We start from the raw sequence: 25776 nt of genomic DNA on the forward strand, positions 1-25776 counted from the left end.
ACGTTGGTCAACACCTATGCCTGCAGGGGGAGTTGGTCGTGAGCGTACGCCGTCGGGTCCGAACGTCCTTGGTCGCGGTGACGCTGGCGGCGCTGTGCGGGCCGCTCGGCCTGGCGGGCCCGGGAGTGGCCGCGCCGAAGCCGGTTCCGCTGCCCAGCTTCGAGGGGCCCGCGACGGATCCGGAGACCTTGCCGGGCGGGTCCCGGCCGGCCCTGGGCCCGAAGCAGACGTACGAGTTCCTGAACCCCGCCGAGTGGCTGCGTGGTCGAGCACAGCCGAAGGCCCACGAGGTGGCGGCGGCGATGCTCGACCAGCGGGCCGATGTTTCGGGCACGTGGCAGCACGCCCTGAAAGGGTGGCAGGACTACCAGCGGGACAAGGCCAAGAAGCTCAACAAGTACCGCGAGAATCCCGTGGGCAGGCGGCCGATCGTGGCGCCCTGGAGCAAGTGGTTCCCGAGGTACGTCTCGAACCAGGGCAACGACTACCAGGGCAAGGCCTACGTCCAACACGTAGCGGAACGGCTCAAGCTCGGCGCGAACCACGGCTGGCAGACCGAGGTGAACGTCCCTGAGGCGAACCGCTACTACGACTTGGCCAACGAGGAACTCGGCCTGTACTACGAGCTCAAGTCCGGCAAGGGCATCAGCGAGAAGGAACTGGCGCGGGACAAGGCGTTCGTCGAGGCCGAGCGGGGGAAGGCCAACCCCAGGCGGGTGGTGTACGTCTTCGCCGTACCGCCGAGCGGACAGTCCAAAAGGCTGCTCGCGGAGGCCGGCATCGATTACGTCGTGGTGCCGGCGCAGAAGAAGGTGATCAACCCGGGCGGTCCGCCGCACGACCCGAACGACCAGTTCACGACCGGTCCGGACGACGGCGGACCCGACGGCGGCGGTCCTGACGGCGGTGGCACCCCCAAGGGCGGGCCGCAGGCCGGCGGACCTCAGGGCGGCGCCTCCGCCGACGACACCCTGCGCGCCCCGGACCAGTACCAGGCGCCTGCCGCGGCGCCCGCGGAGATCGCCGGCTCCGGGGACACCCCTCAGGAGGCCGCCGAACTGCGCGAGGTCGACCGGCGACTCGCCGCGGAATCCGGCCATCCCGAACTCGCGGAGGACGACCTCGGCGGCGTCGACTTCTCGACGCTGGAGCTGCGCTACGTCTCCGACACCTACCACAACGGCTCCGGCGTGCAGTACGCGTTCAAGGCCGACGCCCTGCCGGCCGACGAGGAGTCCTTCGGCGGCCGTCGAGCCGCACGGCTCGCCTCGGACTCCTTCTTCGTCTGGCTGGAGCTGCCGCCGTCCGCGTTCACCGTCAACCTCAACCCCGACGAGCCGAACCGGATCATCGACGAGAAATTCGGCAGGACCGACGCCGGCCGGGTACTGCTGGAGGCCGACCTCACGATGAAGAAGTCGGTCGCGAAGTTCATCCACCCGGACAAGCCCGGCGGCCAGAAGTTCTGGGACTCCCTGCGCGGCGACACCAAGTGCGTGTCCATGCGGCAGTGGATCGTGCCCGGCACGGCCACCGTCCGCGACAACGGCGACGAGTTGTACATCCTGGACGCGCCGCTGCAGGTGAAGATGGAGTCGGAGGTCATCAAGACGCCGGGCGTCGACGGCCACACCGGCTGCGGCGAGCAGGACGAGGCCAGCACCCGGCACAACGAGACGCTGTACCGCACGACGATCCTGCCGCAGGTCCAGAACGCGGTGAACACCGCGCCCGAGTACGCCGACCTGCGCCGGGTCTACGCCAGCCGGGTCGCCGCCGAGTGGTTCCGCCAGCGCAGCACCACCAAGGACACCGCGTACTCGGACCTCATCGGCAAGGGCGACATCAGCCGCTGGGCCTCTCAGGAGAAGTGGACCCCCCGCGAGGTCTTCGACCGGTACGTCCAGTCGTACAAGAACGGCGAGTTCAAGGTGAAGCGCACGACCACCAAGGGCAACGTCATCTACACCAACACCTACGTCTACGGCGGGGTGGACTTCACCCGGATCAACCAGAACCGGCTGAGCGCCGCGACCTTCACGAAGGAGCACCGTGCGTGGAGGGTCGCCGCGCACAACGCGCTGGACGCGCCGAGCACTGAGGGCGGTGACATGTGGCTCGGTGGACAGACGACCGCGGTCCCGTACGCGGAAGCGTTCTCGAGTCCCGAACCGGCCACGTCGAAGCCCCTGTTCTACGTGCTCGGCGCCGTACCGCTCGCCGCCTGGCTCGTGACGGGCGGCGTGGTGTGGTGGCGCCGCCGGACCGACGTACCGACAGGGGCCGCCCAGTGACGGCGACGAGTGTGGAACCGACCCTCGCGGCGGCACCCTCGCGGGCGCCGGGCGCCGTGTTCGCGGCGAGTTACCTGTTCGCCGGAGTGGCCGCACTGGCTCTGGTCTCGGCGGTCGGCACGTTGTTCGCCGTCCCCGAGTTCAGACACCGCCGGAGCGAGGAGGCCGCCGAGGGCGCGGCAGGCGATCTGGCGGCGTACGGGCTGATCGCGTTCGCCGTGGTCACGATCCTGTTCGGCGGAATCTGCCTGCTGCTGGCTCTGCTCGACGGACGGGGACGGCAGGGTGCCCGGGTGACGACCTGGGTCGTCGGCGGAGTGTGCGTCTGCTGCGACATCGCGCTGCTCGCCGTCGGCTTCCTCGACTCCGTTCCCTGGTACGGCGACCTGACCCGGATCGTGGCCGGCGGGATGCTCGTACTGGCGCTCGGTTCGCTCACCCTGCTGGCGCTGCCCGCCTCCCACCTCTACTTCCGCGCGGCCGGAGCGGCCCGGCAGAGCGAGCGCCCACCGCTCCCGGCTCCGCCACAGCCCTGGGCTCCCCCACCGCCCGGCCGGCAACCGACGCCGACCGCCTTCACGAACCAGCCGCCGCCTCCCTCGTACCGGCGATCCTCTCCCCCGCACCAGCCACCCCTGCCCCCGTACCTGCCCCCGCCTCCCGCCCATCCACCCTTCGCTCATTCCGCACCGCCGCCACCGCACTGGCCGCCGGTCCAGGCCGGTCCTCGTCCGGTTGCCGTCACCACGGCGATGGCCGTCCTGGTGGGCGTCGCGGTCGTCACCCTCGTCGCGGCCGTGGTGGAGATCCGGACGTACCAGGCGGTCGTCGGCTGGCTCGACGACTATCGGCGGACCATGGAGAAGCAGACCGCTCCGTACGGCGTCGACGTGGCCTTCCCCCAACTCCCCGACAGTGCCGCGGCGCCGACCGTCCTCGTGGTGGTGGCCCTGGTGGCCGTCGCGGCGCTCCTGATCGGCCTGGCGTTCGCCCTCCGCCTGCCCCGCCCGCGGGCACGCGTCATGGCGCTCGTCGCCACGGCCCTGTTCGCGGCACTGGCCACGGGCCGCGGTCTCCTGACGGCGATCACACAGACGACCCTGAGCCGGCTCACGGAGGAGTCGCAGCGGCTGAGGGAGAGCATGGGTGCGGGGCAGTACCAGGACCCGTTCCCGAGTGTCACCGAGATCTACCCCGACTGGTCGTACCAGGCCGCCTACCTGACCACGGCCCTCGCGGTCCTCGGGTACGTCACGGTGTTCGTGCTGCTGCTCCTGCGGGGCTCGAACGCCTGGTTCGCCGCGGCGGAGCGCAGGTAGCCCCGGCCGGGCGGCATCCGGCATCCTCGCCGTCAGTGGGCGCGACTACTGTGCTGCCTCATGAAGATCGATCCCCTTCTCGAGGACCTGGAGAGCGACGACACCGCGCGGGTGGAGGCCGCGGCCGCACAGCTGGCGGAGCACGCCGACGCCGTGGTGCCGACGCTGCTGCAGCGCGTGGCCGGAGCGAAGCGTACGGCCGAACTGGAGCCGGTCATGCGGGCGTTGAAGCGCATCGGGCCTGCGGCCTTCGACGCCGTCCTGGCGGCGTGGCGCCGGAAGGAGATACAGGACTGGGAGGCGGGCCGGTTCCTCGGGGTGTTCGACGAGCGCTCCGCCGACCAGTACGCGGCCATGGCCGCCGATCCGCACTACGGCACGTCGGGCAAGGGCTTCCAGGGGCTCTACCGGCTGCGGACGGACTCCGAGGCAGGGCTGCGGGCCCTGGTGGAGTGCTATGCCCGCAGCAGCCTCGTCCCGTTCAAGGCGGCCGACTACGCCCGCATGATGCACGACTCCTTCCGGCCGCGACTGCGCTCGCTGCGCCGGGACCCGGCGGCGTCCCCCGGGATCAGGCGGGGCGCGATGGCGGCGCTGGTGGCGGGCGGCGGGGTCGACGCCCTCGACGACCGTGACCGGGCGGCGATCGAGCGGCTGATCCGGGTGAAGATCCCGCACGAGACCCCGTCGCTTCCGTCGTCGACGCTCAGCGGCTGGTGGATGGCCGTTCCCGGGGCGTCGTACGAGGGCGTGTTCGAGGCCCTGGGCCTGCACGACCGGCGGCCCGTCACGGTCGCCGCGGGCGTCGCGGCGTCGGAGGGCCGGGAGATCCGGGTGCCCGGGCCGGACGGCAAGGACCGCACCGCGGGGCGGGTGTTCGTCACGCCGGAGCTGGACGGCTGGCGCCTGATCCTCGGCTCCTTCGAACTGCTCGTCGGCTACGACCCCTGGTACGACATGATCGAGACGGTGGAGCGCGTCAGCCTCCACTGCGGCCAGGCACAGATCTTCTTCCTGGACGACGCCGGCGGCGCCGACATCTGGATGGTGGCCGAGAACGGCCGGGTGATCCGCCGGTACGCCGCCGAGAGCGACCCGGAGTGGGAGGGCGATCCGCTGCCGTGGGAGACCCTCGCGGTCGACGACGAGGACTTCGACCCGGAGTACGACGACACTCCGGCCAACGCGGGGACCACAGGCGCCCGTTCCGCCTGCGCGTACCTGTCGGTCGACCCCGACGGCGTCGGCCCGGACACCGAGGTGCGCGGCCACGGCTGGCTGGCCGTGACCGACCCGGGCGCCGGCCACGGCGCGTTCCCGGGCACACTCCGCATCTGAGGGGGACGCCGTGCTGTACGCCCACGAAGTGATCCTGAACGAACTCGCCCAAGGACTCCGACCGGTGGCCGACGGGGTCGAGTGGTTCGAGGGACTCGCGGAGGAGGACCGGCGCGAGGTCCTGCACGCGCTGGTCCTGTTCTGCGGACAGGCGCGCGCCCGCGAGTCCGACGCACCCGAGGCCATCGCACGCTCGGGCATCAGGCCCACCCACACCCCCGCCGTGATGCTCACGAAGTGGCGCTTCGGGATGGAGCACCTCCCGGCCTACGAACTCACGAAGTCGTTCCGCCTGCTCGTGGCACTCTTCACCATCGCCGACACCCGCAGACGCGAGCGGTACTGCACGGACGGATGCGGCCACGCATGGCACAACCTGCCGACGCCGGCCGCGGGGGCCGTAGAGGCCGTGGAGTCGCATGTCCGGGCGTACTTCGAGGGGCACTCCGTGGAGGTCGTCGACCACGGCCTCGGGCCGGAGCGGCGAGCGGTGCTGCCGCGTCTGCGCGTTCTCGTCGTGGCTCCCGGTCCGCACAGCGACCGCTGGGCCTATGTCACGAACGGATGTTGGGACGCGATGGAGAAGGACGGTCACGGAGTCGAGTTCGTCATGACCTCCCATGTCCGCGACCCACGCTTCACCGAACTCATGGCGATGATCGCCTTCTACCACTGCGGCGGGCAGCAGCTCGACCTGGAGCACAGCCTGCCGATCGGTGAACCGTGGGTACCGGGTTCGACCTGTGATCACCTGCTGATCAGCCTGCCCTATCTCCACGGACCCGACCTGGAGCACTGCCCTGTTCCCGGGGGCCACGCCCGCATCCTCTGGGCCCTGCCCGTGACGACGGCCGAGATCGAGTTCCGCAGACGGCACGGGCACGAGGCGCTGGAGCAGCTCTTCGACGAGGCAGCGATCAATCCCACCGATCCCTTCAGGGCGTCGGTCGTCTGAGCAGCCGAGCAGGAGCGCACGTCGCGTCCCCGTCCCGGGTCACTTCGACTCGACGCGTCCTACCGGGTCGGGCCCGCCGATGAGGGCCTCGCACTCGATCGCCCAGGCGGTGTCGCCGGGGTGGAGTCGCGTGCGGAGGTAGGCGGCGGTGAGCCGGGCGAGGGCGGCCACGCGTTCGGGGCTCTCGTCGGTGGTCTCGGCGGCGTCGTATCCGGCGATCCCGCCGAGTCCGTGCTCCGCGCCGAAGAGGGTGAGGAGCGTCTTGGGCGCGGGGGCGAGCGTGTACGGGTCGGCGTGCCAGTCCGGTCCCACGTCGGTGAAGTGCCGGGAGTCGTCCTGGTCGCCGGCGACGACCAGCGCGGGTGTGGTCATGGTGGAGAAGTCGACGGCCCCGATGATCGGCCACTGCGCGGCCATGGGCCCGTTGAGGACGTCGCCGCCTCGGCCGGGCGCGGCGAGGAGTACACCCGCCTTGATCCGGGGGTCGGCAAGATGCACCACCTTTCCGGTGTCGGGGTCGTCGAGTCCGGCGCCCAGCAGCAGGGCGGCGGTGAAGCCGCCGAGCGAGTGTCCGGCGAGGGCGACCTTGGTGCGGTCGATGCGCCCGGCGAGGTGGGGCACGGTGCGTTCGATCACGTCGAGGCGGTCGAGGACGTGCGTCATGTCCTCGGCGCGGGAGCGCCAGAAGTCGGGCGCGCCGGGCGCGTCGGCGACGAGGCGGCTCAGGGTCCGGGAGGTGAGATGGGTGGGCTGGACGACGACGAATCCGTGGGCCGCCCAGTGGTCGGCGAGCGGCGCGTAGCCGCGGAGCGAGGAGAGGTGGTGCGAGGGACCGTGCCCGTGGGAGAGGAGGATGACGGGGAGATCGGTACCGGTCGCCGGGGCGGAGACCCGTACCTGGAGGTCCACGGGACGTCCGGGCACGGACAGGACCACGGGACTGTAGGACAGGACGGGGACGGGGCGCGCGCCCGAGACGTCGGCGCCGACGTCGACGGGGGTGGAGGAGGAGAAGGAAGAGCTGCTCATGACGGGGGATCCCTTTCGCGAGGCAGGCAGTCGGCAGCGACCCCGTTTCGGCTACGCTGAAACGGAACGCTGCTCCATTTACTATCCGGATCACCGCTCCGCTTTGTCAACCATCATGGGAAGGACCGCGCGATGACCGCCGAGAGCCCTGCCGGGGACACACCGCCCCGAGGCAAGCGGGCCGATGCCCAGCGCAACCGGCAGACGGTGCTCGCCGCCGCCGCCGAGGTGTTCGTCACCTCCGGCGTCGACGCTCCGATCCGTCGGATCGCGGCCCGGGCGGGCGTCGGGATGGCCACCATCTACCGCCACTTCCCGACCCGGGCGGACCTGGTCACCGCCGTGTACCACCACCAGATCGAGGCATGCGCCGAGGCCGGCCCGACCCTGCTGGCCGGCGCGGACCGTCCGTTCGACGCGCTGGGCAAGTGGATCGACCTCTTCGCCGACTTCCTGGTCACCAAGCACGGCCTCGCCGACGCCCTGCAGTCCGACGACGACCGCTTCGCCGCCCTGCACGCCCACTTCCTCGACCGCCTGCTGCCCGTGTGCGCCGAACTCCTCGACGCCGCGGTCGAGGCCGGCGACATCAGACCGGGCACGCAGCCGTACGAACTGATGCGCGGCATCGGCAATCTCTGCATCGGCCACGACAACGATGACCGCTACGACCCCCGCCGCCTCATCGCCCTCGTCCTCCGGGGACTCCAGCGGTGAGTGGCTTACGGTTCACGGGTTCACAGGTTCACTGGTTCGCGGTGGGCGCCGAAGACGGTGGGCTCAACTCGGCGTGGATTTCCGCCGTGCCGTGGCCTGCGATGAGCGTGGCCCCGTTACGGCGCAAGGCGCCGAGGGCCGCCGTGTTGTGCGTCTTGGTGTCGGCGACGACCGCCCGCGCCCCGGCTCTCGCGGCTTCGGCCAGGAGGAGGCGGAGCGCGGCGGTGCCGATCCCTCGTCCGCGATGGGAACGGCCGAGCCACATCCCGGTCTCGAGGACGTCATCGCCGTCGCGGAGCGCCAGACGGGCGGACCCCACGACGGCCCCGTCGTACCTGATCGTGAACGTGGACTCGCGGAGCGGACCGGCAAGCCCGCCGTACCGAGCGCGGTGCCAGTCACGGAAGGCCTCCTGCCGTCCGGCCGTCCATCCCGGCGGACCGGCGACGGGAGGCATGACCTCGTCGGGTGCCGCATCCGCGACGGCCACCGCGAGAAGGTCTTCCAGGCTGTCCTGGTTCACCCGCCGCAGGTCCACCACCTGGGCGACCATGTCGGCTCAGCAGCCGGTCGTGCCGTCGAGCAGCTCGCGCAGGATGTCCAGGTGGCCGTTGTGGCGGGCCGTCTCCTCGGTGAGGTGCAGGAGGATCCAGCGCAGATCGACGTGGGTGCCGTCGCGGACCGGACGCTTCGCCTGGGCCTCCAGGCCGTGGCCGGCGACCAGTTCGCGGTAGCGGGCGCTCTGTTCGGCGTACTCGTCGAGGAGTTGCGCGAGCGGGAAGTCTACGGCGATGCGCATCTCACGGTCGGGGTCGTCCTCGGTCCAGGGGCCCTGGTCCTCCTCGCCGAGGAAGACCACCTGGAACCAGTAGTACTCGACCCAGCGGAGGTGGTTGATCAGTCCGCTCATGGTCATGAGCGGGGAGCCGGGCAGGAGCGCCTTGCGGGCGTTCTCCTCGGAGACTCCGTCGCACTTGGCGCGGACGGTGCCGCGGGTGTAGTCGAGGAACGTGGTGAGCTGGCTGCGCTCGTCCCACGCGCGGGGCATGTCGTCGATTCTGGTCATCGCGCGAAGCCTCCCCGATCACCGCAGCGGATGTCGAGGCATTTTGGCGACAGGCCGCCGAGGCCGGGCGGCGTCAGTCCGTCGTACGGGAGCGCGGGACGGAAGCAGATCAGCGAGCGCAATCTGACAGCGCTCTGGTCGAACTACACCGAACTCGGGTATCGCCGCCTGATCTACACGCACACCGTGAGCGTGCTGCCCGAGAACGAGGGCATGTTCCAGCGCGCCACGGGCGCGGGGGTCAGCATCGTGCGAGTGGTGCTCACCGCGTCCGACGCCACCACCGCCCGCACGGCACGGATTCCGGCTACCGGCCGCCTCCGGTCAGGCTGGGGTCAGGTCCGGTCGAGTCCGGGCCGTCGGCTGCTGACGGTTGAGCTTCTCCAAGACACGATCGCGGAGAAGTTCGTACTCCTCACGAAGCCTGCGCCATTCGGTCACGGGCGGCCGGGGAATCACGATGCCGCCGGTGACGATCTCCTCCGGCCCGAACTGCTCGCGGGTGAGGTCGATCTCGATGCCCATCCCCAGACGGTTCCACCAGTGGTAGTCCACCCGCACTCCGTCGACATGGACCTCGCCCCGGATCAACTCGCCGCCCAGCAGGTCGTTGAGCACCATGGCGGTCACCCCGCACTGGTCCCGAGCCGGGTTGTCCTTCGTCCAGCGCGAGCGGAAATCAGGCGTGCAGGTCTCGGCACTCCAACTGCTGCGCACGGCTCGTTCGATGTCGGCGAGAAGCAACGGTGTCATGCCGGTGATCCTGCCAGAGCACGACGGCCGCGCTCCGCCCGACCTACGCGCGTTCTGTGTCCAGACGCTCCGCGGACCGGAGCAGGTACTCGGGCAGCTTCGAGCTGGCCGCCAGCACCTCGATACCGAGGAGGCGGCCGTCTTCGTCGAAGTCGAGGTTGATCATGCCGTCGACGTCCACCGGGTCGCAGGGGTACATGTGCGCGACCTTCACGCGGGCCTGCGGTTCGGTGAAGTACACGTACGCCGCGTTCGCGGTCTTGTCGTAGGTGACCTTGAGGTCTGCCACGTGTGCCGGCTCCCTGGGTGTGGTTGATGTCGCTACCGCTCCTGCCCGCACCGCGGGCCTTGCCAGGTGACGATGCCCTTGACGGGGATGGCGCCGCAACAGAGTTCGCCTCCGACCCCGCTGTCAGCCTCGTGTCAGCCGCTGGGCGAGGAACGGCCTCCGGAGCCACGGACGCGTGCGCGTCACGCCCACGATGTCGGCACTGTGCGAGGCGGCCACCCAGGCCATCGCCGGCCATGCCAGCAAGGTCGTTCCCACGATCGCAACGGCCCCGTCCGTGCCCTCCCCGACGACCACGAACTCGAGCGGGAAGGAAAGCGCTCCCAGCACAGCTCCCACGCACGCGAGTCCCCAGGTGCGGGTGATGGCGAGAGAGGCGAGGGCCAGCCCTCCCCCGATGATCAGCCCCATCAGCACACCCGCCACCAGGCTGCCTCCGCAGAGCGCCACGAAGTAGCGCACGTTACGAGCGGCAAGCCGCGTGTCCCCTCCAGTAAGGAATTCCACGACCGCCACCGCAAGGGCGAGTGCAGCCCATGGAACGCTCGGCACTCCCGCCATCAACAGCCCGACCCTCACACCGCGCCCCAGCGTCCCCCGCCTGCCCACACATCCCCCAGCCATCCTCGACGCCCCTGGCGGAGCAGCCTACTCAGCACGCCACCGGGCAATCCGCCGGTCGCCCTCGATGCTTGTCATTGCCGGCCGTCCTTGATCCGCGCGAGGAAGAAGTCCCGGACGTCCCCGGAGAGGAGTTCCGGCACCTCCATCGCGGCGAAGTGACCGCCGCGGTCGAACTCCGACCAGTGCCTGATGTCGTACAGCCGCTCGGCCAGCGGTCGCACCGACTGCGTGATGTCGTGCGCGAACACCGCCACGCCCACGGGCACCGGGCATGGCAGAGTCTGTCGCGGCGCCTCGCGGTGCAGCCGCGCCGAGGAGGCGGCGGTGGCGGTCAGCCAGTACAGCGAGATGTCGGTGAGCATCCGCTCGTCGGCGATCGGCGAGCGCGGATCGGTCCACTGGGCGAAGCGCTCGGCGATCCAGGCCAGTTGGCCGACGGGCGAGTCGGTCAGCGCGTACCCGATGGTCTGCGGGGTGGTGGCCTGCAGCGCCTGGTACGGCGGGCGGTTCGCCATCAGCTGCCTGACCCTGTCCAGCCGGGCCTCGTCCGTCGCGGACAGTGCGACGCCGGCGTCCGGGTCCGGCCGGGTCGGCAGGTAGTTGACGTGTACTCCGACGACCCGCTCGGGCGCCACCGCGCCGAGCGCCAGGGAGATGCCCGCCCCGAAGTCGCCCCCCTGCGCGCCGTAGCGCTCGTACCCGAGACGGCGCATCAGCTCGGCCCACGCCCGCGCGACGTGGACGATGTCCCAGCCGCGCTCGCGCGTCGGCCCCGAGAAGCCGTACCCGGGGATCGACGGAATCACCAGATGGAAGTCGCGCGACAGCGGCTCGATCACGTCGAGGAACTCCAGGAACGACCCCGGCCAGCCGTGGGTGAGGATCAGCGGGAGCGCGTCCGGGTTCGCGGACCGGACGTGCACGAAGTGGATGTTCTGGCCGTCGATCTCGGTGGTGAAGTGCGGAAGTTCGTTGAGCTCGGCCTCATGCGCACGCCAGTCGTAGCGGGTGCGCCAGTGCTCGGCGAGCTCCTTCAGTCGCGTGAGCGGGAATCCGTAGTCCCACCCGGCGTCGGCGACCTCGTTGGGCCAGCGGGTGCGGGAGAGGCGGTCGGTCAGGTCGTCGAGGTCGGCCTGGGGGATGTCGATGCGGAACGGCTTGATCACGGTCTTCACTCCAGGGAGAATCGTTCGAAGCCCAAACGTTCGCGGCACTAACGAAGATAGATAGTTAGTGGCACTAACGCAAGGGGTGCGGGATCAGAGCAAGAGCAGAGCAACGTGGCCGGCCAACGTGACCGGCCAACGTGACCGGACACCACGGCCGGAGAACACGGCCGGACAACACGGCAAGACATCGAGGAGCCCCCATGAGCGCGACCCCGGAACCCACCCCCGACCGGCTGCGTGCCATCCCCAGCCGCCTGCTGGCCGGGGTCGCGCTCGCCGCCGACCGGCTCGTCAGCGAGCGGCTGGCCGCCGAGGGCGCGCACAAGTGGCACTTCGCCACGCTGGTCGCGCTCGCCGAGGCCGGCGCCGCCAGCCAGGCCGACCTCAGTCGCCGCACCGGCATCTACCGCAGCGACATGGTCGCCGTCCTCAACGAGCTCTCCGACGCCGGATACGTCCGCCGCGAACCCGACCCCGCCGATCGCCGCCGCAACGTCATCTCCCCCACGCCCGCCGGCCGTGGCCGCCTGGAGCGCCTCGACGCCCTCATCGCCGACGCCCAGCGCGAACTCCTCGCCCCCCTCACGCCCGACCAGGCCGACGAGCTCACGCACCTGCTCACGGTCCTGACCGATCACCACCGCCCCACACACCCCGGCCCGCAGGACGCGCGCTAGCGTCAGGAGCAGGCTCAGACTCCCGCCGGCGCCGGAAACTCGCATGCGGGCACGGCGCCACCCCACCTAGGCTGCGCGGACGGGGAGTCAAGGCGCTCCGAATCGCACCGCATGCCGTCCGGACGGAGACACACGGATATGACCAGCCAGCTGTCCGCGATCTGCTTCAACGCGACCCGACCGTCTGACCTGGCGCGGTTCTGGTCCGGGGTGCTGGGCTGGGAGAAGACCGAGGGACCGGACGACGGCGTGGCACTCCTGCCCCCGGATCCCGCCGGATACCGCATCCGCTTCCTCCCGAGCCAGGAACCGAAGACCGGTCAGAACCGGGCACACTTCGACCTGACGAGCACCTCCCCGGAGGATCAGCAGCAGACCGTGGCCAGGGCGCTGGAACTCGGCGGGAAGCACATCGACGTGGGCCAACTCCCGGAGGAGGGGCATGTGGTCCTCGCCGATCCGGACGGCAACGAGTTCTGCGTCATCGAGGCGGGCAACAAGTTCCTCGCCGACACCGGCTTCATCGGAGCCCTGGCCTGCGACGGCACGCAGGAGGTCGGCTACTTCTGGAGCCGGGCACTGGGGTGGCCGCTGGTCTGGGACCAGGACCAGGAGACGGCGATCCAGTCACCGAACGGCGGCACGAAGATCACGTGGGGCGGCCCTCCGGTGGCCCCGAAGTCCGGCACCAACAGACTCTTCTTCGAACTGACCCTCCCCGCCGCCACCGACTGGGAGACGGAAGCAGCCCGCCTGATCTCACTGGGCGCAACGCACACCGACACGAACGCCGACCAACTCGAGGGCCAGGACGGCCGGGTACTGATGCTCGACCCCGACGGCAACGAGTTCTCCGTACGGACGAGTGCCGGCACCGCACGACTCAGCACCCACAACCCGCGGTAACCGTCCTGGCCCTCCGTCCCTTCGCGGTAGTGCAACCGCGTCACAGGCCCTTGGGCCGCACCTGGGTTCCGCGGACATCCGACCCGCCGTAGGGTCCCGCCCATGCAGATCCTCAGAGTCGTGCTCATCCTCCTCGGCGCGGGGTGTTTCTACCTCGCGTACACCTACATTTCGGTGCTGCCCAGCGAGCGTGCCAAGGCACGGCTGTTCCGGAGCCTGGAGGAGGACGGCGTCGTGGTGCAGGCGCGCCTCGTGTCCTTGCAGCCGATGCCGGGAGACGTCCGAGCTTTCGCCGTATTCGAGTTGCACGTTCCCGGTGGGGACACGGTCCGGGGAGGACGATCCGTGCGTATCACCCCGGAGATGAGGGTCGGCGGCCCGTACCCCGTCCTTCAGCACCGGCAATTCCCCGACCGCTTCGAGGTCGGGGACGTGGCGGACATGGCCCGCATCCGCCGGCACCACGAGAACGCGCCGCGGACCGCGTGGCGCTGGGCCGCCACCGCCGTCGCGATCGGCACCGCCCTGGCGCTGACGGCGGCCGCCGTCTAGCGGCCGTCTGCCCTCCAACCCGCCTCAATCCAGACAGAATTCGTTCCCCTCAGGGTCGGTCATCACGATGATCCCCTCGTTCACGCCATCGGGCTCGAGCCGGTACTGACGCTTCGCTCCCAGCCCTCCCAGCCTGGTGGCCTCCTCCTCCAGCGTGGCCATGCGCTCGTCCCCGGTCTGGCCGGGGGCCGCGCGCACGTCCAGGTGCACGCGGTTCTTCGCCGTCTTCCCCTCCGGCACCTTCTGGAAGTACAACCGAGGTCCGTTGCCGTCCGGGTCCGTAATGGCCGCCCAGTCGGTGAAGCCCTCCGGCGGCGGCTGAAGGCGATAGCCCAGCGCCTCCGCCCAGAACGCGGCCTGCGCGCCCGGATCTGCGCAGTCGTAAGTCACCTGGATCTCCCTGCCCATACCGCCTCCGGCCCCTCGAACCACCCAAGTCCTCGCCCCGGTCACCTCCCAGAGCACACCGCCATCCTCGCACCGACCTCCGACAACTTGTCCGCGGCCTTCTGGACGGTCGCCCCGTCCCTGGACGGGCCCAGCTGTCGGGCAAGCGTTTGATGCAGCGTTCCTCGTCACTCCTTCGCGTGAATCGGCCACCCGATCGCCCGACACCCGCCTTCCGATCTCGTTCGTTATGCGGACGTTAAACGGGCAGGCGGGTTGAGCGAAAGGATTCTCCTGTCGAGTGGCCGTGGCGGTGGCCGTGGCCGTGGCCGTGGCCGAACGTATGGCCCGATCGACATGGGGAGCCTTCCCAGCCCGTCGGAGAGTTACCGAACGAGACAAGGACGATGAGGACTGAACGTCTGCGGGCGACATGTGCCAGGCATGCCGACAACGACCCGCACCGTCGCTGCCATCCGGGTTCCGCGCTCAGGAAGATGCGCGCCGGCAGCACGAGGGAACCCTGATGACCTGGTACAGCGACAACGAGAGCCGGTTCGCCGCGGCACCGGGCACGAAGCCGCCCGCCGCGCCCGAGGAGCGACCGCCGGAGCCGCCGTCACCGTCACCGTCGCCGTCGAGGGGCGACCGCAGGCGCATGCGACACACGAAGCAGCCGCAAGGGTCTCTGGCCGACCGGAGCATGACGCATGTCACGGTACTGTTCGCCGCCGTCGCGGTCTGTGCCGCATCCCTGCTGGGCTGGTCCATCACGTACTCCTACGGCCAACTCCGCACGATCGCCGAGTTCGTCCTGCCCGCGAGGCTGGCCCCGTGGTGGCCGCTCATGGTGTACGGCCCCTGGTTCGTCGCCGCGCTGTCGATCCTCCGGGCGGCTGTGCGCCAACGGACCGCGCTTCGCTCCTGGGGCGTCCTCCTGCTGACCTCGGCGATGGCCGTGGCCCTGTGCGTCAGTCACGCACCCCATTCGGTGCTGGCGCTCGTGACGCTCGGGATCCCGCCCGTCACCGCGCTGGTGTGCTTCTGGGAACTCGTCGGCCAGTTCTCCCCCAAGCACCGAGCCCGCAAAGGGGCTCACGCGTAGCGGCGCCGCCCAGAAGAAACCATTCGCCGCAGCGCAGCGCCCTCCCCCACCTCACGTGACCTGACCGCTTCTCCCCCAGGGACACACCGCATGCACCACACCACAGACCAGCCGCCCCTGACCCCCGAATCGGCCTTCGACGCGCTCTACGTCTCCACCGTCCCCGGCCTCACCCAGCAGGCCTACGTACTGACCGGATGCCGTCGCCTCGCCTTCGAGTCCGCCGAGCAGGCCTTCCACCGCGCCTGGGAACACTGGCCCGAGGTCGCACGCGACCCCGACCCCGTGGCATGGGTGCGGGCGCGCAGCCACGAGTACGCCCTCTCCCCCTGGCACCGGCTGCGCCCCGGCCTCTACCGCCCGGCTTCCCTGCCCGCCGACCCCGTCGTACGCGCCCTCCAGGAACTCCCTCCCTGGCAACGCCGGGTGGCGCTGCTGTGCGACGGCCTCGACCTCAGCATCGAGGAAGCCGCCGCCGAAACGCAGGCGACCACCGCCGCCACCGCCGGCCGGCTGCGGCACGCCCGCGCCACCATCAGCCGGCAGATGCCGGGGACGGACCCCGACACCCGCACCCGCGCCGAAACCGACACCCACACGAACGCCGCCTGCCACGCCCTCAGAGCACGCGTCAAGGACGCATCGGCCGCCACCCTCGCCCAGCCCTGGTCCGTCCGCGCCGCCAGCGAACGCCGCGCACGCGCCCTCACCCGTGCGGTGCTGGCAGCAACGGCGGTCCTCATCGCTCTCATCGCTGTCACGGTGGCCATGACCCCAGACCCCTGAGACAGCCAGTCGGCACCAGACCGGAATTCGCGCCGCAAGAACACAGCAACACACCGCAGCGCGCTGGGCACGGGGGTGCGGTCCCTCGTGCGGATCGGGCACGGCGCGATCATCGGGTCCGGCGCCGTGGTCACCACCGACGTACCCGACTACGGGATCGTCGGCGGCAACCCGGCGCGGCTCATCCGTACCCGGTACAGCAAGGAGGACGTCGCTCGGCTGCTCGCGGTGGCAGGGTGGGACCGGCCCGCGGAGCACATCACCGATCACGTACGCACGATCATGTCGGGCCCCATCGCCGACCTGGAGGCCGCCGCTCCGCACACCCCGTCTGCGTAACGCCGCCCGACCCTTGGCTTCAGGCGGTGCAAAGGACCTTCCGTAGCAGCGCGCCGAACTCGGCCGGGTGCGTGGTCAGGCCGGTGTGCCCGCCGGGGAAGTGCACCAGATCCGTACCGAAGCGCTCGGCCAAGAAGGCAGCCGGGCGGTACGGGAGCTCACCGCGCGAGTCCTGCCCGCCGGCGAGCACGAGCCGATCGGCCAGGGCTTCCGTTTGCAACCGCTGGACGTCAGGCGTGTACGACATGAAGCGGGGCACGATACGGCCGACGAAGTACGGCAGATTGGCCATCGTCTGCTCCCTCCGCGCCGCCGCCTGCGGAGGCAGCTCGATTTCGCTCTCGGCCTCTCGCCTGGGCTCCGCAGCCGCCTCGGCCTCGTCCTTCCGCAGACCTGCGGCGAACACGGCCATCGCCGGCATGAGCCCCTCCGCACGGAAGGTCTCCTGTACGTGTGCGAGGAACGCGCGATGCTCAACCGCGTCCGGCAGCACCTCCACCACCGGCGGCTCGTGCGCCACGACGCGTTCCACGCGTTCGGGGTGGGCGCTGAGCAGGTGCAGGGCGACGATCGCGCCGGAGCTGACGCCGAACACGCGGGCGGGCTCACCGGGGGTGAGTCGTTCCAGTAGGCGCAAGGCGTCATCGGCGTGCTCGGCGACTCGCTGTTCGGCCTCGGGGTCGTCCAGCGTGCTGCGGGACATGCCACGCGGGTCGTAGGTCGCGACGGTGTACTCGGCGGCCAGGTCGTCGGCGATGCCGTCGAAGGAGGCGGCGCCGCCCGCCCCTCCGGGGATCAGCAGCAGGAGCGGCCCCTGGCCGCGTACGTCGTAGTGCAGGGTCGCGCCGTGGACGCGCAGGGTGCCCGTGCTCGGGGCGGTCATGCGGAGACTCCTTCGTCGCGGGAAGCGGGCCAGTGCTCGAGGAGGGCGTGGAGGGCGTGGAGCGCGCGAACCCAGGACTGCTGCGGCGCGCGCCCGGCCGCGAACCCTCCTGAGGCCTCCAAGGCGACGAACCCGTGGAACGTGCTGCGCAGCAGCCGTACCGCGTCGGTCAGGTCGGGCTCGGCCAGTCCGTAACCGCGCAGCATTCCGTAGGTCAGCTCCACCGCTCGCCGCGGTCCAGGCGCGTCCGCGGCCAGCTCGGGATCGATCCGGATCGCGGCCTGCGTCGCGGCGTAGCGCCCCGGGTACTGGTGGGCGTACTCCCGCCAGGCGTCCGCGAACGCGGCCAGGGCCTCCTTGCCCGCCCGACCGGCGATCGCCTCCGCGATGCGGAGTGTCTTCTCGTCCGCCGCCAGCAGCGCAATCCGCCCGCGCAGATCCTCAAGGTTGCGTACGTGCGAGTAGAGGCTCGCGTCCTTCACGCCCAGCCGCCGCGCCACCTGCGACATCGTCACCCGATCGAGCCCGACCTCGTCCGCCAACTCGGCTCCTGCGAGGGTCACCCGTTCCGCCGTCAGCCCAGCGCGCGCCATGCGCCACCTCCCCACCTAGGAACCCTAGGAACCCTAGGTTAAACCTAAGACCCCTAGGCACGCACCTCGGAATCCCCTGTCAGGACGGATCGAGGACGCAGAACTCATGCCCCTCCGGGTCGGCCAGGCACGTCCACGAGACGTCGTCGGCGGCCTGGCCGACGTCGAGGTCGGTCGCACCAAGGCCCCGCAGGCGGTCCACCTCCGCCGCCTTGTCGTCACCGGGGTACGGCAGCAGGTCGAGGTGGACGCGGTCCGGAACGGTCTTCGCGTCGGGCGTGCGCAGGAACTCGAGATACGGGCCGGCTCCCTGGGCGGAGCGCAGCACCGCGTGATCGTCAGTCACCTCATGCAGGGTCCAGTCCACGGCCCCGCCCCAGAACCGGGCCATGACCCGCGGTTCCGTGCAGTCGACCACCACCGCGGCGATCGGCCCGGTGTCCCGGTACACGTCCCGAGGCTCCAGCACGCAGAACTCGTTGCCCTCCGGGTCGGCGAGGACCGTCCACGGCGCCTCGCCCTGGCCGACGTCGACGGGCGTCGCGCCGAGAGCCTTCAGTCGTGCGAGCAACTCCGCCTGGTGGGTCGCGGAGGTGGTGGCGAGATCGAGGTGTACCCGGTTCTTGGTCGCCGTCTTGGGTTCCGGGACGGGAACGACGTCGATGCCGAGGACGACCGGATCCGGCCAGACGAGGCCGCCGCCCGGCCCGACGTAGGTGGTCACTCCGGCGCTGTACGCAGTCCAGCCGAGCGCCTCCGCCCAGAACCGACCGACCGCCGCAGCGTCAACAGCCTTGACGTTCACCATGACAGGTCGCAGAGCCATGGCGGCGATCCTACGCACGCGCTCGCCCAGCAACGGCTCAAGGCGCCAGGAGGTGCTGTCCGTCAGCGAGGGTCCGGTCGTTGCAGGCGTTTCGCGACCCTCCAGCTCTGCGGCCTCCGCCGGACGAAGTGGAACCCTCTCCCCATCACTCAAGGAGTCGTAGCCAATCCGTCATACGCCGATCCAACCAGGCCGCATGAGCCTCACCGCTGGTGGGCGGTGGGTCGCGCAAGCGTCAGTTCGGTCCACCGCTCCAGTTCGTCGGCGTGACTGCCGGCTGCCGTCGCCCGGGCGACCGCTGCAGCTTCCTCCGGGGACGGTTCACCTCGGCGAAAGACCAGCGCCAACGGCCAGGCCGGGGAGCCCGACTGCTCACCGTCGAAGGCGTACCAGTCCCAGGCCGCGTCGAACCGCCAGGCGCGCCCGTTCCGGTCGGCGACCTCATCACCCGGTTCGAGGAAGGCGTACGGACGGAAGAGCAGCTCGATGCCTATCGGTTCCCCGCCGTCCGGGTCGATCGTGTAGCCCTGGTCCTCAAGATCGGGGTCATAGGTCTCGCCCTGCTGCAGGACCTCGACGTAGGACGCGGGCCTCGGCAGCAGGCCGGTGACGAGGGGCGGATCGAAGTGATGGATCGCCTGGACGTGCACCACGGTCGCGGGGACTCCGACCTGGCAGGTGTCACCGGGTTCCAGTACGGTCTCCACCGGTTCCGTCCGGAAGATCTCCCACTCGCGGGCGTTGGGCATCGGCAGCGCCCGCTGGCCGTTCCACCCGAACGCCTCGGCCTGCGGATCGACCTTCAACCACGGCCATCGTACGGACACGTAGAAGCGGGTGACCCCGGTGACGGTGGCCTCGGCGAAAGGGCACTCCAGCTTCAGCACGTCACCGGATCGATAGTCGTGATTCATGGACGCATTCTGCACGGCGCCACTGACACGGCCTCCGGTCAGAGTCGAGCGGTGCCTTGTCCGCTTTCCCGGCAACCGGCCACCAGCGCCGCGCTTCTGCCGGCCCCGGAAACCGCCCGGCCCTCCCCGGGCTCACTGACCTGACGGTCGGCGGGGGCCCGCGTCAGTCCATCGAGCGCAACCGGTCCAGTTCGCAGCCGATCGCATCCCTCAGCACATCGTGCTGCGGACCGAGCCTGAACCGCTCGTCACTCCACCGCTCACGCGGATACAGCCACACCGGCTTGCCCACCAGCTCGACCGGCTCCCATGCGAAGCGCGGCCAGACATGGGCATGCAGGAACGGATCAGTGTTTCCCAGGATCTCCAGGTTGACGCGTCGGAAATCAGGGTCCAACCGCCGACAGGCCCGCTCGACCGCTTCTCCGAGTCGGTCCATGTCGGACAGGAATGACAGCCGCGTGGCCCGCGGCAGGTCGGACAGCCGCTGCACGTTCGGTTCGTCCACGAGGAGAACCGAGTAGCCCGGCAGGAACTGAACGTCGCCGATCACCGCAAATCCCGAATCGAGCCGCCGCAGCACGGTCGGGTTCTCGCCCCGCAGAGCAGCCCCGATCCGGTCCATCCGCCAGTCACCAGTCATGGACCGAAACTAGCCGCAGGCGATCACGAGCTGCTCTTCGCGGCGGCTTCCTGCTCCCGTTAGTCCTGTTCGAGACCCTGATGTGCCATCAGCCGTCCTCGGGCCGCAACTCGGCTGCCGACAGCCGCGCGCGGGCCGCAGCTCTCACCTCGGTCGCCTCCATCGGGTCGTCGCGCAGTACCGCGATCCGTCCCAGGATCTCCGGGCTCGCGGGTGCCGAGGCGATCCCCTGCAGCCGCGTAGCTTCCTCGCAGTCCCACAGGGCCTCGGCGTACATGTGCTCCAGGCCGTCCGCGCCGATGGCGGCGAGTGCCTCCAAGTACGCGGCCCGCTCGTACGAGTGCGGGGTGTGCAGCCAGAGGAGCCGCAGGTAGGGCACCGCCCGGGCAGCGGCAGCTCCGAACCGGGCCAGGCGCCGGGCCGTCTGGTCAGGGCCGCACCAGGCCCGCGCCGACCACTGTTCGACGAGTTCGTCCACGAGTCCCGGCAAGGTCTCGGGGCCGGGATGCTCGGCCAGGACGTCGGCACCCAGCGCAGCGAGCCATGGGCTGTCCTCCCCTGCCCAGCCGCGCGCCGCCGGTAGGGCGAGGGGGTGGACGGAACAATTGCGGGCGACGCTCGCCGCGGTCGGGTTGGCGATGGCCGAGCGGGCCGGTGCCCGGCTGGCCGGGGTGTTCGGGGTGTCGGTGAGCCGGAGTACGGTGCTGCGGCTGGTCGAGGAGCTTCCCGAACCTAATCCGCCGGCCCCGAGAGTGGTGGGCGTCGACGGGTACGCGATGCGGAAGGGCCGCGCCTACGGGACGGTGCTGGTCGACGCCGAGACGCGTCGGCCGGTGGACCTGCTGCCCGATCGGGAGGCGTCGAGTCTGGCGGCCTGGTTGGCCGCGCGGCCGGGTGTCGAGGTCGTCTGCCGTGACCGTGCGCCGGTCTTCGCCGAGGGCGCCACCACCGGTGCGCCGCAGGCGGTCCAGGTCGCGGACCGCCGGCACCTGTGGCGCAAGCTCAGCGAAGCGGCCGAACGGGCCGTCGCCCTCCACCGACAGTGCCTGCGCACCGCAACTCCGGTGCTCAGTCCGGCCGTTATCGTAGAGCCCGCAGGCCGGGAGGAGAACGTGGACCAGCCCTGGCCGACGGGCTTCCGGTTCGCCGACCGGACCCGGGCCCGGCACGCCGAGGTACACGCCCTGCTGGCCGCGGGGCACAGCAGGCGCGCCGTCCAGCGGCAGCTCGGCATGACCTGCCGCACGGTCAAGGCCCTGGCTGACGCTCCGAACCCGGAGGAGCTCTTCCGGGGCCAGTGGCAGGACCGCCCGTCGGTCCTGGACGAGTAAAGCCCTACCTCGACGGCTGCTGGAACGAGGGCTGCACCGACGCCTGGAAGCTCTGGGGGGAGATCGTCCCGCTCGGTTACGAGGGCAGCTACCAGCGCGTCAGCGCCTACCTGCGGCAGAAACGGACCCCGCCCCGGCCGGTGACCGCCCGGGCGCCGTCGCCCCGCACCGTCGCCGGCTGGATCCTCCGGCGGCCCACGGCGCTATCCGAGGCCGAGTAGCTTCACCTCAAGACCGTACTGGCCCACTGCCCCGAGCTCGACGCCCTGACCCGGCACGTCCGCTCCTTCGCCGCCATGCTCACCGAGCGCCGGGGCGAGCGGCTCCCGGAATGGCTCGACGCCGTCCGCCAGGACGACCTGCCCAGTCTCCACACCCTCGCCGCCGGCATCGACCGCGACCGCGCCGCCGTCATCGCAGGATTCACCCTCCCCTGGAACTCCGGCGTCGAAGGCCACGTCAACCGGATCAAGATGCTCAAGCGCCAGATGTTCGGCCGCGCCTGGTTCGATCTCCTACGGAAGCGTCTCCTGCTCAGTGGATGACACCACGCACAACGCTCTCGTAGCGACGCTATAGCCTCGACCTGTGACCAACCGCGTCAGCTGGATAAAGCACTATCTCGACAGGCTGCCTCACTATCAGGAGCTTCTCGAGGGTACAGACTGGGCATCGCTCGCCACCCCCTACGGGACGGGCGAATCACTGCCGGCGGCCCTGGCACGTCTCCTCGACCCCAACCCGGCCGTCAGGGCAGCCGCCGTCAAGGACGTGAGCGATGAGGTGGACCACCAGAACACCATCTACGAAGCCACCGTGCCGGTGGCCTTGTACTTCGCAGCCATCCTCAACCATCCGGCCACCGAAGTGGGCGACCTCGACCACGACGCTGACGTGCCATCACGCCATCCCACCCGCGCGTCGCTACTGAACAGGCTCGGCGCCACTGCCTACGACGCCGAGTACCTTTTCGGCGAAGGTTTTCTCCAAGCATGCCCGGACACGCGCGCCTTTCGGAGCCTGCGCCCGGCTATCTACTCCGCAGTTCAGCCGTTCCTCGGCCATGACAATGCGAAAGTACGCGATGAGGCCCTCGTCGCAGCCATCCCCCTCGCAGAGGACCCCAGGCTCACTACACACCGGGCCGAGCTGGTCGAACACGCCCGTCACCTGCTGACCACCAGCACCAACCGCTACCACCGCGACTGTGCCCTGAATGCGCTCAACGCCTGGGGCCACGACACCAGTGACCTGGAAAACGCCAACGACATTGCATCCCGTGAATTGCAAGCGGGCCTGGCCGATTTTGACGACTGGTTGGCAAACCACGGGCCAGGCGGCGGCACCGAAGATCCGCCGTTCTGACACGCAGAGGGCTGGATCCTGGCCGTGCGCGGGATCACGGGTCGACGGGCAGCGGAAAAGCTCGGGTTCCGTGGACACGGGAGATCCCGACGCTTCGTACGTCTACCTGTTCACGGACGCAGAAGGGGCCCTGTGCGCGTACCGGGGTACGAACGGGGGCCGCGACGAGGAGGAGATCATCTACGATCCGCGAAACCCGGGCGTCAACCAACTGCAACGCCGCAATGCCGCGCAGTTCACCATCGGGCTGGCCTTCCTACTCACCGTCGTCCTTCCTCTCCTGGGATGTGGCGTGGCCCTCGGCCTGATGGCGCTCGCCGACCTGCTCGACTTCGTGTCACTCACGGTGCTCTAACCAATTCCACACACCCCGCCCCATAACCAGCCCGACCGACCGCCTCACCACATAGGACACGGTCTAAGCGCGTCCTTGTGGCCTGATGTCCCAGACGTCATTCGCGCTCGTACACCGAGAAGGGCCGCACGCCCCAGCCCCACCGCACTAGGACCACCAGGTCCTGGTGGATGAGCAGGTCCGCGAGTTCGCCCGCCTTGTGGTCGATGTCGGCGCCGGTGTCCTGTTCGTTGCCGGTGGCTGCGTCGAGGACCAGCAGTTCGTCCGTGTCGTCATGCCTGCGTGCGAGCATGCGGACGAGGGCGGTCACTCGACCGTCGGCCGCTTCGAGTGCGAGGAAGCCACGTCCGGAGGCCAGGTCGCTCCGCCATACTTCGGTGCCCTTCAGAAGGTCGAAGGCGACCACCCGGTTCACGTACTCCTTACCGCGCTTGGTCTCGGCGGCGGTGTAGAGCCGCCCGTCCGCGACCGCCACAACCCCGGGCCTGTGCGACTGGATCGTGCCGTGACCACCGGTGGACTCGATCCGGCTCAGGGGCGTCCCGTCCTCGTCGAAGGCGAGGTATGCGCCCGGCAGGCCGCCTTGCACGGTCCCGCCGACCTGCACGATCACGGGATCGGTCGACAGCAGCGTCACCTCCGCGTCCGTGCCCGGAGTCGGGCGGCCGCCGAGCGGCGCGGACCATTGTGCCTTCCCGTCGGCCTTGTCGAACGCGGCCAGCTGCAGTTCAGTGCGGCCGCAGGTGAGCACCGCGAGGACCTGTCGCTCGCCGGCGGCGACCCGCTCTGGCACACAGCCCGCCGGGACCGCTGCCTTCCAGCGTGGGGCGCCTGTCAGCAGGTCGAAAGCGCGCAGAGCCTCAGATCCTTGAACAGCAGGCCGGATCGTCTCGAGGACCCATCGGTCATCGCCGTCCCGCAGTACGGCGAGCCCGCCCCCGGCGGCGACCATGTCGGTGAGCGACTCCGTGAGGTCAGCCGGGGCGCGCCGTACGTGCCACAGCTCACGGCCGGTCGTGAGGTCCAGCGCGGCGACGGTCGCACAGCCCTGACCGCCCGGACCACGGTCCCCCCGCGCCAGCAGGACGACGGAACCGGCCGTACGACGCGAGACCGCGCACACATGGTCCTGACCAGGCGGTGCGTACTCCCAGCGCCGGTCGCCCGACCGGGCGTCGAAAGCGGTGACGGCGTCGTACCGACTGCGGACGAGCGTGTCGTCGACGAGCCAGGCACCGTTGCCGTAGTCCCGGGCATTGTCGTCGACGGGCGCATCCCAGACAACGCGCATCGAGCCCCCTGAGGCGGAGCAGCCCGCAGTGAGGCCGACGACCAGCGCGGCAACGGCTGCGACCAGGGGGCGGAGCCGCCGCGTTCCCTCGCGGGACGAAAGCCACCGCTCCCGTCCCGGTCTCGTGTCGCCGGTCGTGCGCGCTGCCATACGGATCCCCACCCCTGGCTCGAAACGATCAAGGCCCGTGCCCCGTCAGACTAGGGGAGACGTGATCGCTCACACAGCTCTCGTCCGTAGCCGTGACGGCTCGTCACCGCTCCACAGAAGTTGAGCCAGATCCCGAGAACCAACAGCACCTGTACACGAGTTCGGGAGGCGTCGGCAGTGCGTCATATTCGATGTTCACCGCAAAACCCGTTGGCGGACCACGGCGACCGCTGCTAGTTTTCCGGAGGCCGTGCGACAGATTGAGGAGGTGGTACCTGTGAACGTTTCGACATGGGTGCTCTCCTCCGGGGTCACGGTCGGGCGATAGGTCGTCGCCCGGGAGCGCCGTTCTGTGCACTCCCGAAAGGCACGACCATGCATTTCGCTTCTGAACAGCGGCTCGACGACGGTGTCCTCGAGCGCGAATTCACCCTCGGTGAGATCCCCGGCATCCTGTGGACGCCTGATTTCGCATCCGAGTCCGCACCGGTCCCGCTGATCCTGCTGGGCCATCCCCCGCTCGGACTGCGCAAGATGTACCCCCGACTGGTGGCCCGGGCCCGGCACGCCGCGGCGGACGGCTTCGCCACGGCCACCATCGAGCTCCCCGGGAGCGGCGACCGGCCCCGTTGGCCCGCCGCCGAGCAGGCCCGCGCCGACCTGCGCCGGGCCTTGCAGGCCGGCGAGCCTGTCAGCGACGAGATCATCGACGCCCTCATCCTCCCGCTCGTCGAGAAGGCGGTCCCGGAATGGCAGGCCGCCCTGGACGCACTCCTTTCGCTGCCCGAGATCTGCGGCCCTGTCGGGTACTCGGGGGGAGTGATCTCCATCGGCGTCCGGCTTGCGGTCGTCGAGCCGCGCATCGTGGCCGCCGGTCTCTTCGCCGGGAGTTTCGTGCCTCGCGCCATGTTCCAGGAGGCCCGGCAGGTCACCATCCCGCTGCATGTCCTGCTGCAGTGGGACGACGAAGGGAACGACCGGCAGGCGGCCCTGGACCTGTTCGACGCCTTCGGCTCCAAGGAGAAGTCCCTGCACGCCAACATGGGCGGGCACACCGGCGTCCCGCAGTTCGCGGCGGACGCCGCGGCTCAGTTCTTCACCCGACATCTGAAGTGAGCGG

At 70.2% G+C, this 25776-nt stretch carries 28 protein-coding genes and 3 pseudogenes; 16 read left to right on the forward strand and 15 right to left on the reverse strand.

The genetic code is table 11. From position 1 onward, the window contains the following. Positions 1-38 precede the first annotated feature (38 nt). From ABZO31_RS01790 to ABZO31_RS01805, 4 genes are read left to right on the forward strand one after another with little or no spacing between them, the layout of a single operon-like run. Entirely contained in the window at positions 39-2294 is a 2256-nt protein-coding gene (locus ABZO31_RS01790; protein ID WP_406859038.1) for a hypothetical protein, read from the forward strand. Further along, positions 2291-3613 carry a hypothetical protein gene (locus ABZO31_RS01795; protein WP_406859039.1) on the forward strand — a complete coding sequence of 441 codons (1323 nt, stop codon included), beginning with the start codon at positions 2291-2293 and terminating at the stop codon, positions 3611-3613. The genes ABZO31_RS01790 and ABZO31_RS01795 overlap by 4 nt, the downstream gene beginning before the upstream one ends. A 60-nt stretch (positions 3614-3673) precedes the next feature. After that, entirely contained in the window at positions 3674-4951 is a 1278-nt protein-coding gene (locus ABZO31_RS01800) for a hypothetical protein (protein ID WP_406859040.1), read from the forward strand. A 10-nt stretch (positions 4952-4961) separates the two neighbouring features. Next, entirely contained in the window at positions 4962-5906 is a 945-nt protein-coding gene (locus ABZO31_RS01805) for a DUF5958 family protein (RefSeq protein WP_406859041.1), read from the forward strand. Positions 5907-5945: 39 nt separating this feature from the next. Here ABZO31_RS01805 and ABZO31_RS01810 read toward each other — a convergent pair whose 3' ends face one another. After that, the gene (locus ABZO31_RS01810; RefSeq protein WP_406859042.1) at positions 5946-6935 is read right to left on the reverse strand and encodes an alpha/beta hydrolase family protein; all 990 of its coding nucleotides are present in this window, start codon (positions 6933-6935) and stop codon (positions 5946-5948) included. Positions 6936-7067: 132 nt separating this feature from the next. On the opposite strand from ABZO31_RS01810, the gene ABZO31_RS01815 reads away from it, so the two are divergent. Then, positions 7068-7652, forward strand: coding sequence for a TetR/AcrR family transcriptional regulator (locus ABZO31_RS01815; RefSeq protein WP_406859043.1), 585 nt, complete (start codon positions 7068-7070; stop codon positions 7650-7652). Between the two features lie 28 nt (positions 7653-7680). On the opposite strand, the gene ABZO31_RS01820 is transcribed toward ABZO31_RS01815, so the two are convergent. Both ABZO31_RS01820 and ABZO31_RS01825 read right to left on the reverse strand, forming a co-directional pair. After that, a complete protein-coding gene (locus ABZO31_RS01820; RefSeq protein WP_406859044.1) occupies positions 7681-8205 on the reverse strand; it encodes a GNAT family N-acetyltransferase in 525 nt (174 codons plus the stop codon). Positions 8206-8211: 6 nt separating this feature from the next. Then, positions 8212-8718 carry a DinB family protein gene (locus ABZO31_RS01825; protein WP_406859045.1) on the reverse strand — a complete coding sequence of 169 codons (507 nt, stop codon included), beginning with the start codon at positions 8716-8718 and terminating at the stop codon, positions 8212-8214. A 105-nt stretch (positions 8719-8823) separates the two neighbouring features. On the opposite strand from ABZO31_RS01825, the pseudogene ABZO31_RS01830 reads away from it, so the two are divergent. Continuing rightward, positions 8824-9003 (forward strand): annotated as a pseudogene (locus tag ABZO31_RS01830) (hypothetical protein); the annotation flags it as partial. Positions 9004-9042: 39 nt separating this feature from the next. Here ABZO31_RS01830 and ABZO31_RS01835 read toward each other — a convergent pair. From ABZO31_RS01835 to ABZO31_RS01850, 4 genes are all read right to left on the reverse strand, one after another. Continuing rightward, the gene (locus ABZO31_RS01835) at positions 9043-9471 is read right to left on the reverse strand and encodes a YunG family protein (protein WP_406859046.1); all 429 of its coding nucleotides are present in this window, start codon (positions 9469-9471) and stop codon (positions 9043-9045) included. 43 nt (positions 9472-9514) lie between these two features. Further along, positions 9515-9760, reverse strand: coding sequence for a DUF2283 domain-containing protein (locus ABZO31_RS01840; RefSeq protein WP_406859047.1), 246 nt, complete (start codon positions 9758-9760; stop codon positions 9515-9517). A 123-nt stretch (positions 9761-9883) separates the two neighbouring features. Next, on the reverse strand, positions 9884-10222 hold the full coding sequence (locus tag ABZO31_RS01845) for a hypothetical protein (protein WP_406859048.1): 339 nt from the start codon (positions 10220-10222) through the stop codon (positions 9884-9886). 233 nt (positions 10223-10455) lie between these two features. Next, positions 10456-11550: an epoxide hydrolase family protein gene (locus ABZO31_RS01850; RefSeq protein ID WP_406865234.1), complete on the reverse strand. Its 1095-nt coding sequence runs from the start codon at positions 11548-11550 to the stop codon at positions 10456-10458. Positions 11551-11753: 203 nt separating this feature from the next. On the opposite strand from ABZO31_RS01850, the gene ABZO31_RS01855 reads away from it, so the two are divergent. The 3 genes from ABZO31_RS01855 to ABZO31_RS01865 all read left to right on the forward strand — a co-directional run bounded on the left by ABZO31_RS01855 (position 11754) and on the right by ABZO31_RS01865 (position 13688). Next, positions 11754-12230, forward strand: a complete 477-nt coding sequence (locus tag ABZO31_RS01855; RefSeq protein WP_406859049.1) for a MarR family winged helix-turn-helix transcriptional regulator — start codon at positions 11754-11756, stop codon at positions 12228-12230. 138 nt (positions 12231-12368) lie between these two features. Next, positions 12369-13136: a VOC family protein gene (locus tag ABZO31_RS01860; protein ID WP_406859050.1), complete on the forward strand. Its 768-nt coding sequence runs from the start codon at positions 12369-12371 to the stop codon at positions 13134-13136. Between the two features lie 102 nt (positions 13137-13238). Continuing rightward, positions 13239-13688: a hypothetical protein gene (locus tag ABZO31_RS01865; protein ID WP_406859051.1), complete on the forward strand. Its 450-nt coding sequence runs from the start codon at positions 13239-13241 to the stop codon at positions 13686-13688. Positions 13689-13712: 24 nt separating this feature from the next. Here ABZO31_RS01865 and ABZO31_RS01870 read toward each other — a convergent pair whose 3' ends face one another. Next, a complete protein-coding gene (locus tag ABZO31_RS01870) occupies positions 13713-14096 on the reverse strand; it encodes a VOC family protein (protein WP_406859052.1) in 384 nt (127 codons plus the stop codon). 682 nt (positions 14097-14778) lie between these two features. Here ABZO31_RS01870 and ABZO31_RS01875 point away from each other — a divergent pair. The 3 genes and pseudogenes from ABZO31_RS01875 to ABZO31_RS01885 all read left to right on the forward strand — a co-directional run. After that, entirely contained in the window at positions 14779-15180 is a 402-nt protein-coding gene (locus ABZO31_RS01875) for a DUF2637 domain-containing protein (RefSeq protein WP_406859053.1), read from the forward strand. 90 nt (positions 15181-15270) lie between these two features. After that, positions 15271-15966, forward strand: a complete 696-nt coding sequence (locus ABZO31_RS01880) for a sigma factor-like helix-turn-helix DNA-binding protein (protein ID WP_406859054.1) — start codon at positions 15271-15273, stop codon at positions 15964-15966. A gap of 87 nt (positions 15967-16053) precedes the next feature. Next, a pseudogene (locus ABZO31_RS01885) lies at positions 16054-16305 on the forward strand (antibiotic acetyltransferase); the annotation flags it as partial. A 19-nt stretch (positions 16306-16324) separates the two neighbouring features. Here ABZO31_RS01885 and ABZO31_RS01890 read toward each other — a convergent pair. From ABZO31_RS01890 to ABZO31_RS01915, 6 genes are all read right to left on the reverse strand, one after another. After that, positions 16325-17188 (reverse strand): alpha/beta fold hydrolase, encoded by an 864-nt coding sequence (locus ABZO31_RS01890; protein WP_406859055.1) that lies wholly within the window; start codon positions 17186-17188, stop codon positions 16325-16327. Further along, positions 17185-17781, reverse strand: coding sequence for a TetR/AcrR family transcriptional regulator (locus ABZO31_RS01895; RefSeq protein WP_406859056.1), 597 nt, complete (start codon positions 17779-17781; stop codon positions 17185-17187). Before ABZO31_RS01895 ends, ABZO31_RS01890 begins: the two co-directional genes overlap by 4 nt. Before the next feature lie 79 nt (positions 17782-17860). Then, the gene (locus ABZO31_RS01900; protein ID WP_406859057.1) at positions 17861-18607 is read right to left on the reverse strand and encodes a VOC family protein; all 747 of its coding nucleotides are present in this window, start codon (positions 18605-18607) and stop codon (positions 17861-17863) included. A 203-nt stretch (positions 18608-18810) separates the two neighbouring features. After that, a complete protein-coding gene (locus tag ABZO31_RS01905; protein WP_406859058.1) occupies positions 18811-19521 on the reverse strand; it encodes a hypothetical protein in 711 nt (236 codons plus the stop codon). Positions 19522-19684: 163 nt separating this feature from the next. Further along, positions 19685-20164: an HIT family protein gene (locus ABZO31_RS01910; protein ID WP_406859059.1), complete on the reverse strand. Its 480-nt coding sequence runs from the start codon at positions 20162-20164 to the stop codon at positions 19685-19687. 88 nt (positions 20165-20252) lie between these two features. Then, the gene (locus ABZO31_RS01915; protein ID WP_406859060.1) at positions 20253-20642 is read right to left on the reverse strand and encodes a hypothetical protein; all 390 of its coding nucleotides are present in this window, start codon (positions 20640-20642) and stop codon (positions 20253-20255) included. A 118-nt stretch (positions 20643-20760) separates the two neighbouring features. On the opposite strand from ABZO31_RS01915, the pseudogene ABZO31_RS01920 reads away from it, so the two are divergent. From ABZO31_RS01920 to ABZO31_RS01930, 3 genes and pseudogenes are all read left to right on the forward strand, one after another. Beyond that, positions 20761-22040: pseudogene (locus tag ABZO31_RS01920) on the forward strand (ISL3 family transposase); the annotation flags it as partial. Positions 22041-22083: 43 nt separating this feature from the next. Beyond that, complete coding sequence (locus ABZO31_RS01925; protein WP_406859061.1) at positions 22084-22860, forward strand: hypothetical protein; 777 nt, start codon at positions 22084-22086, stop codon at positions 22858-22860. A gap of 70 nt (positions 22861-22930) precedes the next feature. Beyond that, positions 22931-23215 carry a hypothetical protein gene (locus ABZO31_RS01930; protein ID WP_406859062.1) on the forward strand — a complete coding sequence of 95 codons (285 nt, stop codon included), beginning with the start codon at positions 22931-22933 and terminating at the stop codon, positions 23213-23215. Between the two features lie 97 nt (positions 23216-23312). Here the strand turns inward: ABZO31_RS01930 and ABZO31_RS01935 are convergent, their stop codons facing one another. After that, positions 23313-24506, reverse strand: coding sequence for a PQQ-binding-like beta-propeller repeat protein (locus tag ABZO31_RS01935; RefSeq protein WP_406859063.1), 1194 nt, complete (start codon positions 24504-24506; stop codon positions 23313-23315). 525 nt (positions 24507-25031) lie between these two features. Here ABZO31_RS01935 and ABZO31_RS01940 point away from each other — a divergent pair. After that, entirely contained in the window at positions 25032-25772 is a 741-nt protein-coding gene (locus ABZO31_RS01940) for an alpha/beta hydrolase (protein ID WP_406859064.1), read from the forward strand. Positions 25773-25776: the final 4 nt, after the last annotated feature.

Source organism: Streptomyces solicamelliae (genome assembly GCF_045348655.1).
Classification (GTDB): Bacteria; Actinomycetota; Actinomycetes; order Streptomycetales; family Streptomycetaceae; genus Streptomyces; species Streptomyces solicamelliae.

Excerpts from the sequence above, each read along its gene's own strand:
- ABZO31_RS01835 (WP_406859046.1), bottom strand. The coding sequence starts at position 9,471 with ATGACACCGTTGCTTCTCGCCGACATCGAACGAGCCGTGCGCAGCAGT.
- ABZO31_RS01810 (WP_406859042.1), bottom strand. The coding sequence starts at position 6,935 with ATGAGCAGCTCTTCCTTCTCCTCCTCCACCCCCGTCGACGTCGGCGCC.
- ABZO31_RS01855 (WP_406859049.1), top strand. The coding sequence starts at position 11,754 with ATGAGCGCGACCCCGGAACCCACCCCCGACCGGCTGCGTGCCATCCCC.
- ABZO31_RS01800 (WP_406859040.1), top strand. The coding sequence starts at position 3,674 with ATGAAGATCGATCCCCTTCTCGAGGACCTGGAGAGCGACGACACCGCG.
- ABZO31_RS01825 (WP_406859045.1), bottom strand. The coding sequence starts at position 8,718 with ATGACCAGAATCGACGACATGCCCCGCGCGTGGGACGAGCGCAGCCAG.
- ABZO31_RS01870 (WP_406859052.1), bottom strand. The coding sequence starts at position 14,096 with ATGGGCAGGGAGATCCAGGTGACTTACGACTGCGCAGATCCGGGCGCG.
- ABZO31_RS01935 (WP_406859063.1), bottom strand. The coding sequence starts at position 24,506 with ATGCGCGTTGTCTGGGATGCGCCCGTCGACGACAATGCCCGGGACTAC.
- ABZO31_RS01860 (WP_406859050.1), top strand. The coding sequence starts at position 12,369 with ATGACCAGCCAGCTGTCCGCGATCTGCTTCAACGCGACCCGACCGTCT.
- ABZO31_RS01940 (WP_406859064.1), top strand. The coding sequence starts at position 25,032 with ATGCATTTCGCTTCTGAACAGCGGCTCGACGACGGTGTCCTCGAGCGC.
- ABZO31_RS01865 (WP_406859051.1), top strand. The coding sequence starts at position 13,239 with ATGCAGATCCTCAGAGTCGTGCTCATCCTCCTCGGCGCGGGGTGTTTC.
- ABZO31_RS01815 (WP_406859043.1), top strand. The coding sequence starts at position 7,068 with ATGACCGCCGAGAGCCCTGCCGGGGACACACCGCCCCGAGGCAAGCGG.
- ABZO31_RS01905 (WP_406859058.1), bottom strand. The coding sequence starts at position 19,521 with ATGAATCACGACTATCGATCCGGTGACGTGCTGAAGCTGGAGTGCCCT.
- ABZO31_RS01880 (WP_406859054.1), top strand. The coding sequence starts at position 15,271 with ATGCACCACACCACAGACCAGCCGCCCCTGACCCCCGAATCGGCCTTC.
- ABZO31_RS01875 (WP_406859053.1), top strand. The coding sequence starts at position 14,779 with ATGACGCATGTCACGGTACTGTTCGCCGCCGTCGCGGTCTGTGCCGCA.
- ABZO31_RS01900 (WP_406859057.1), bottom strand. The coding sequence starts at position 18,607 with ATGGCTCTGCGACCTGTCATGGTGAACGTCAAGGCTGTTGACGCTGCG.
- ABZO31_RS01890 (WP_406859055.1), bottom strand. The coding sequence starts at position 17,188 with ATGACCGCCCCGAGCACGGGCACCCTGCGCGTCCACGGCGCGACCCTG.
- ABZO31_RS01910 (WP_406859059.1), bottom strand. The coding sequence starts at position 20,164 with ATGACTGGTGACTGGCGGATGGACCGGATCGGGGCTGCTCTGCGGGGC.
- ABZO31_RS01895 (WP_406859056.1), bottom strand. The coding sequence starts at position 17,781 with ATGGCGCGCGCTGGGCTGACGGCGGAACGGGTGACCCTCGCAGGAGCC.
- ABZO31_RS01820 (WP_406859044.1), bottom strand. The coding sequence starts at position 8,205 with ATGGTCGCCCAGGTGGTGGACCTGCGGCGGGTGAACCAGGACAGCCTG.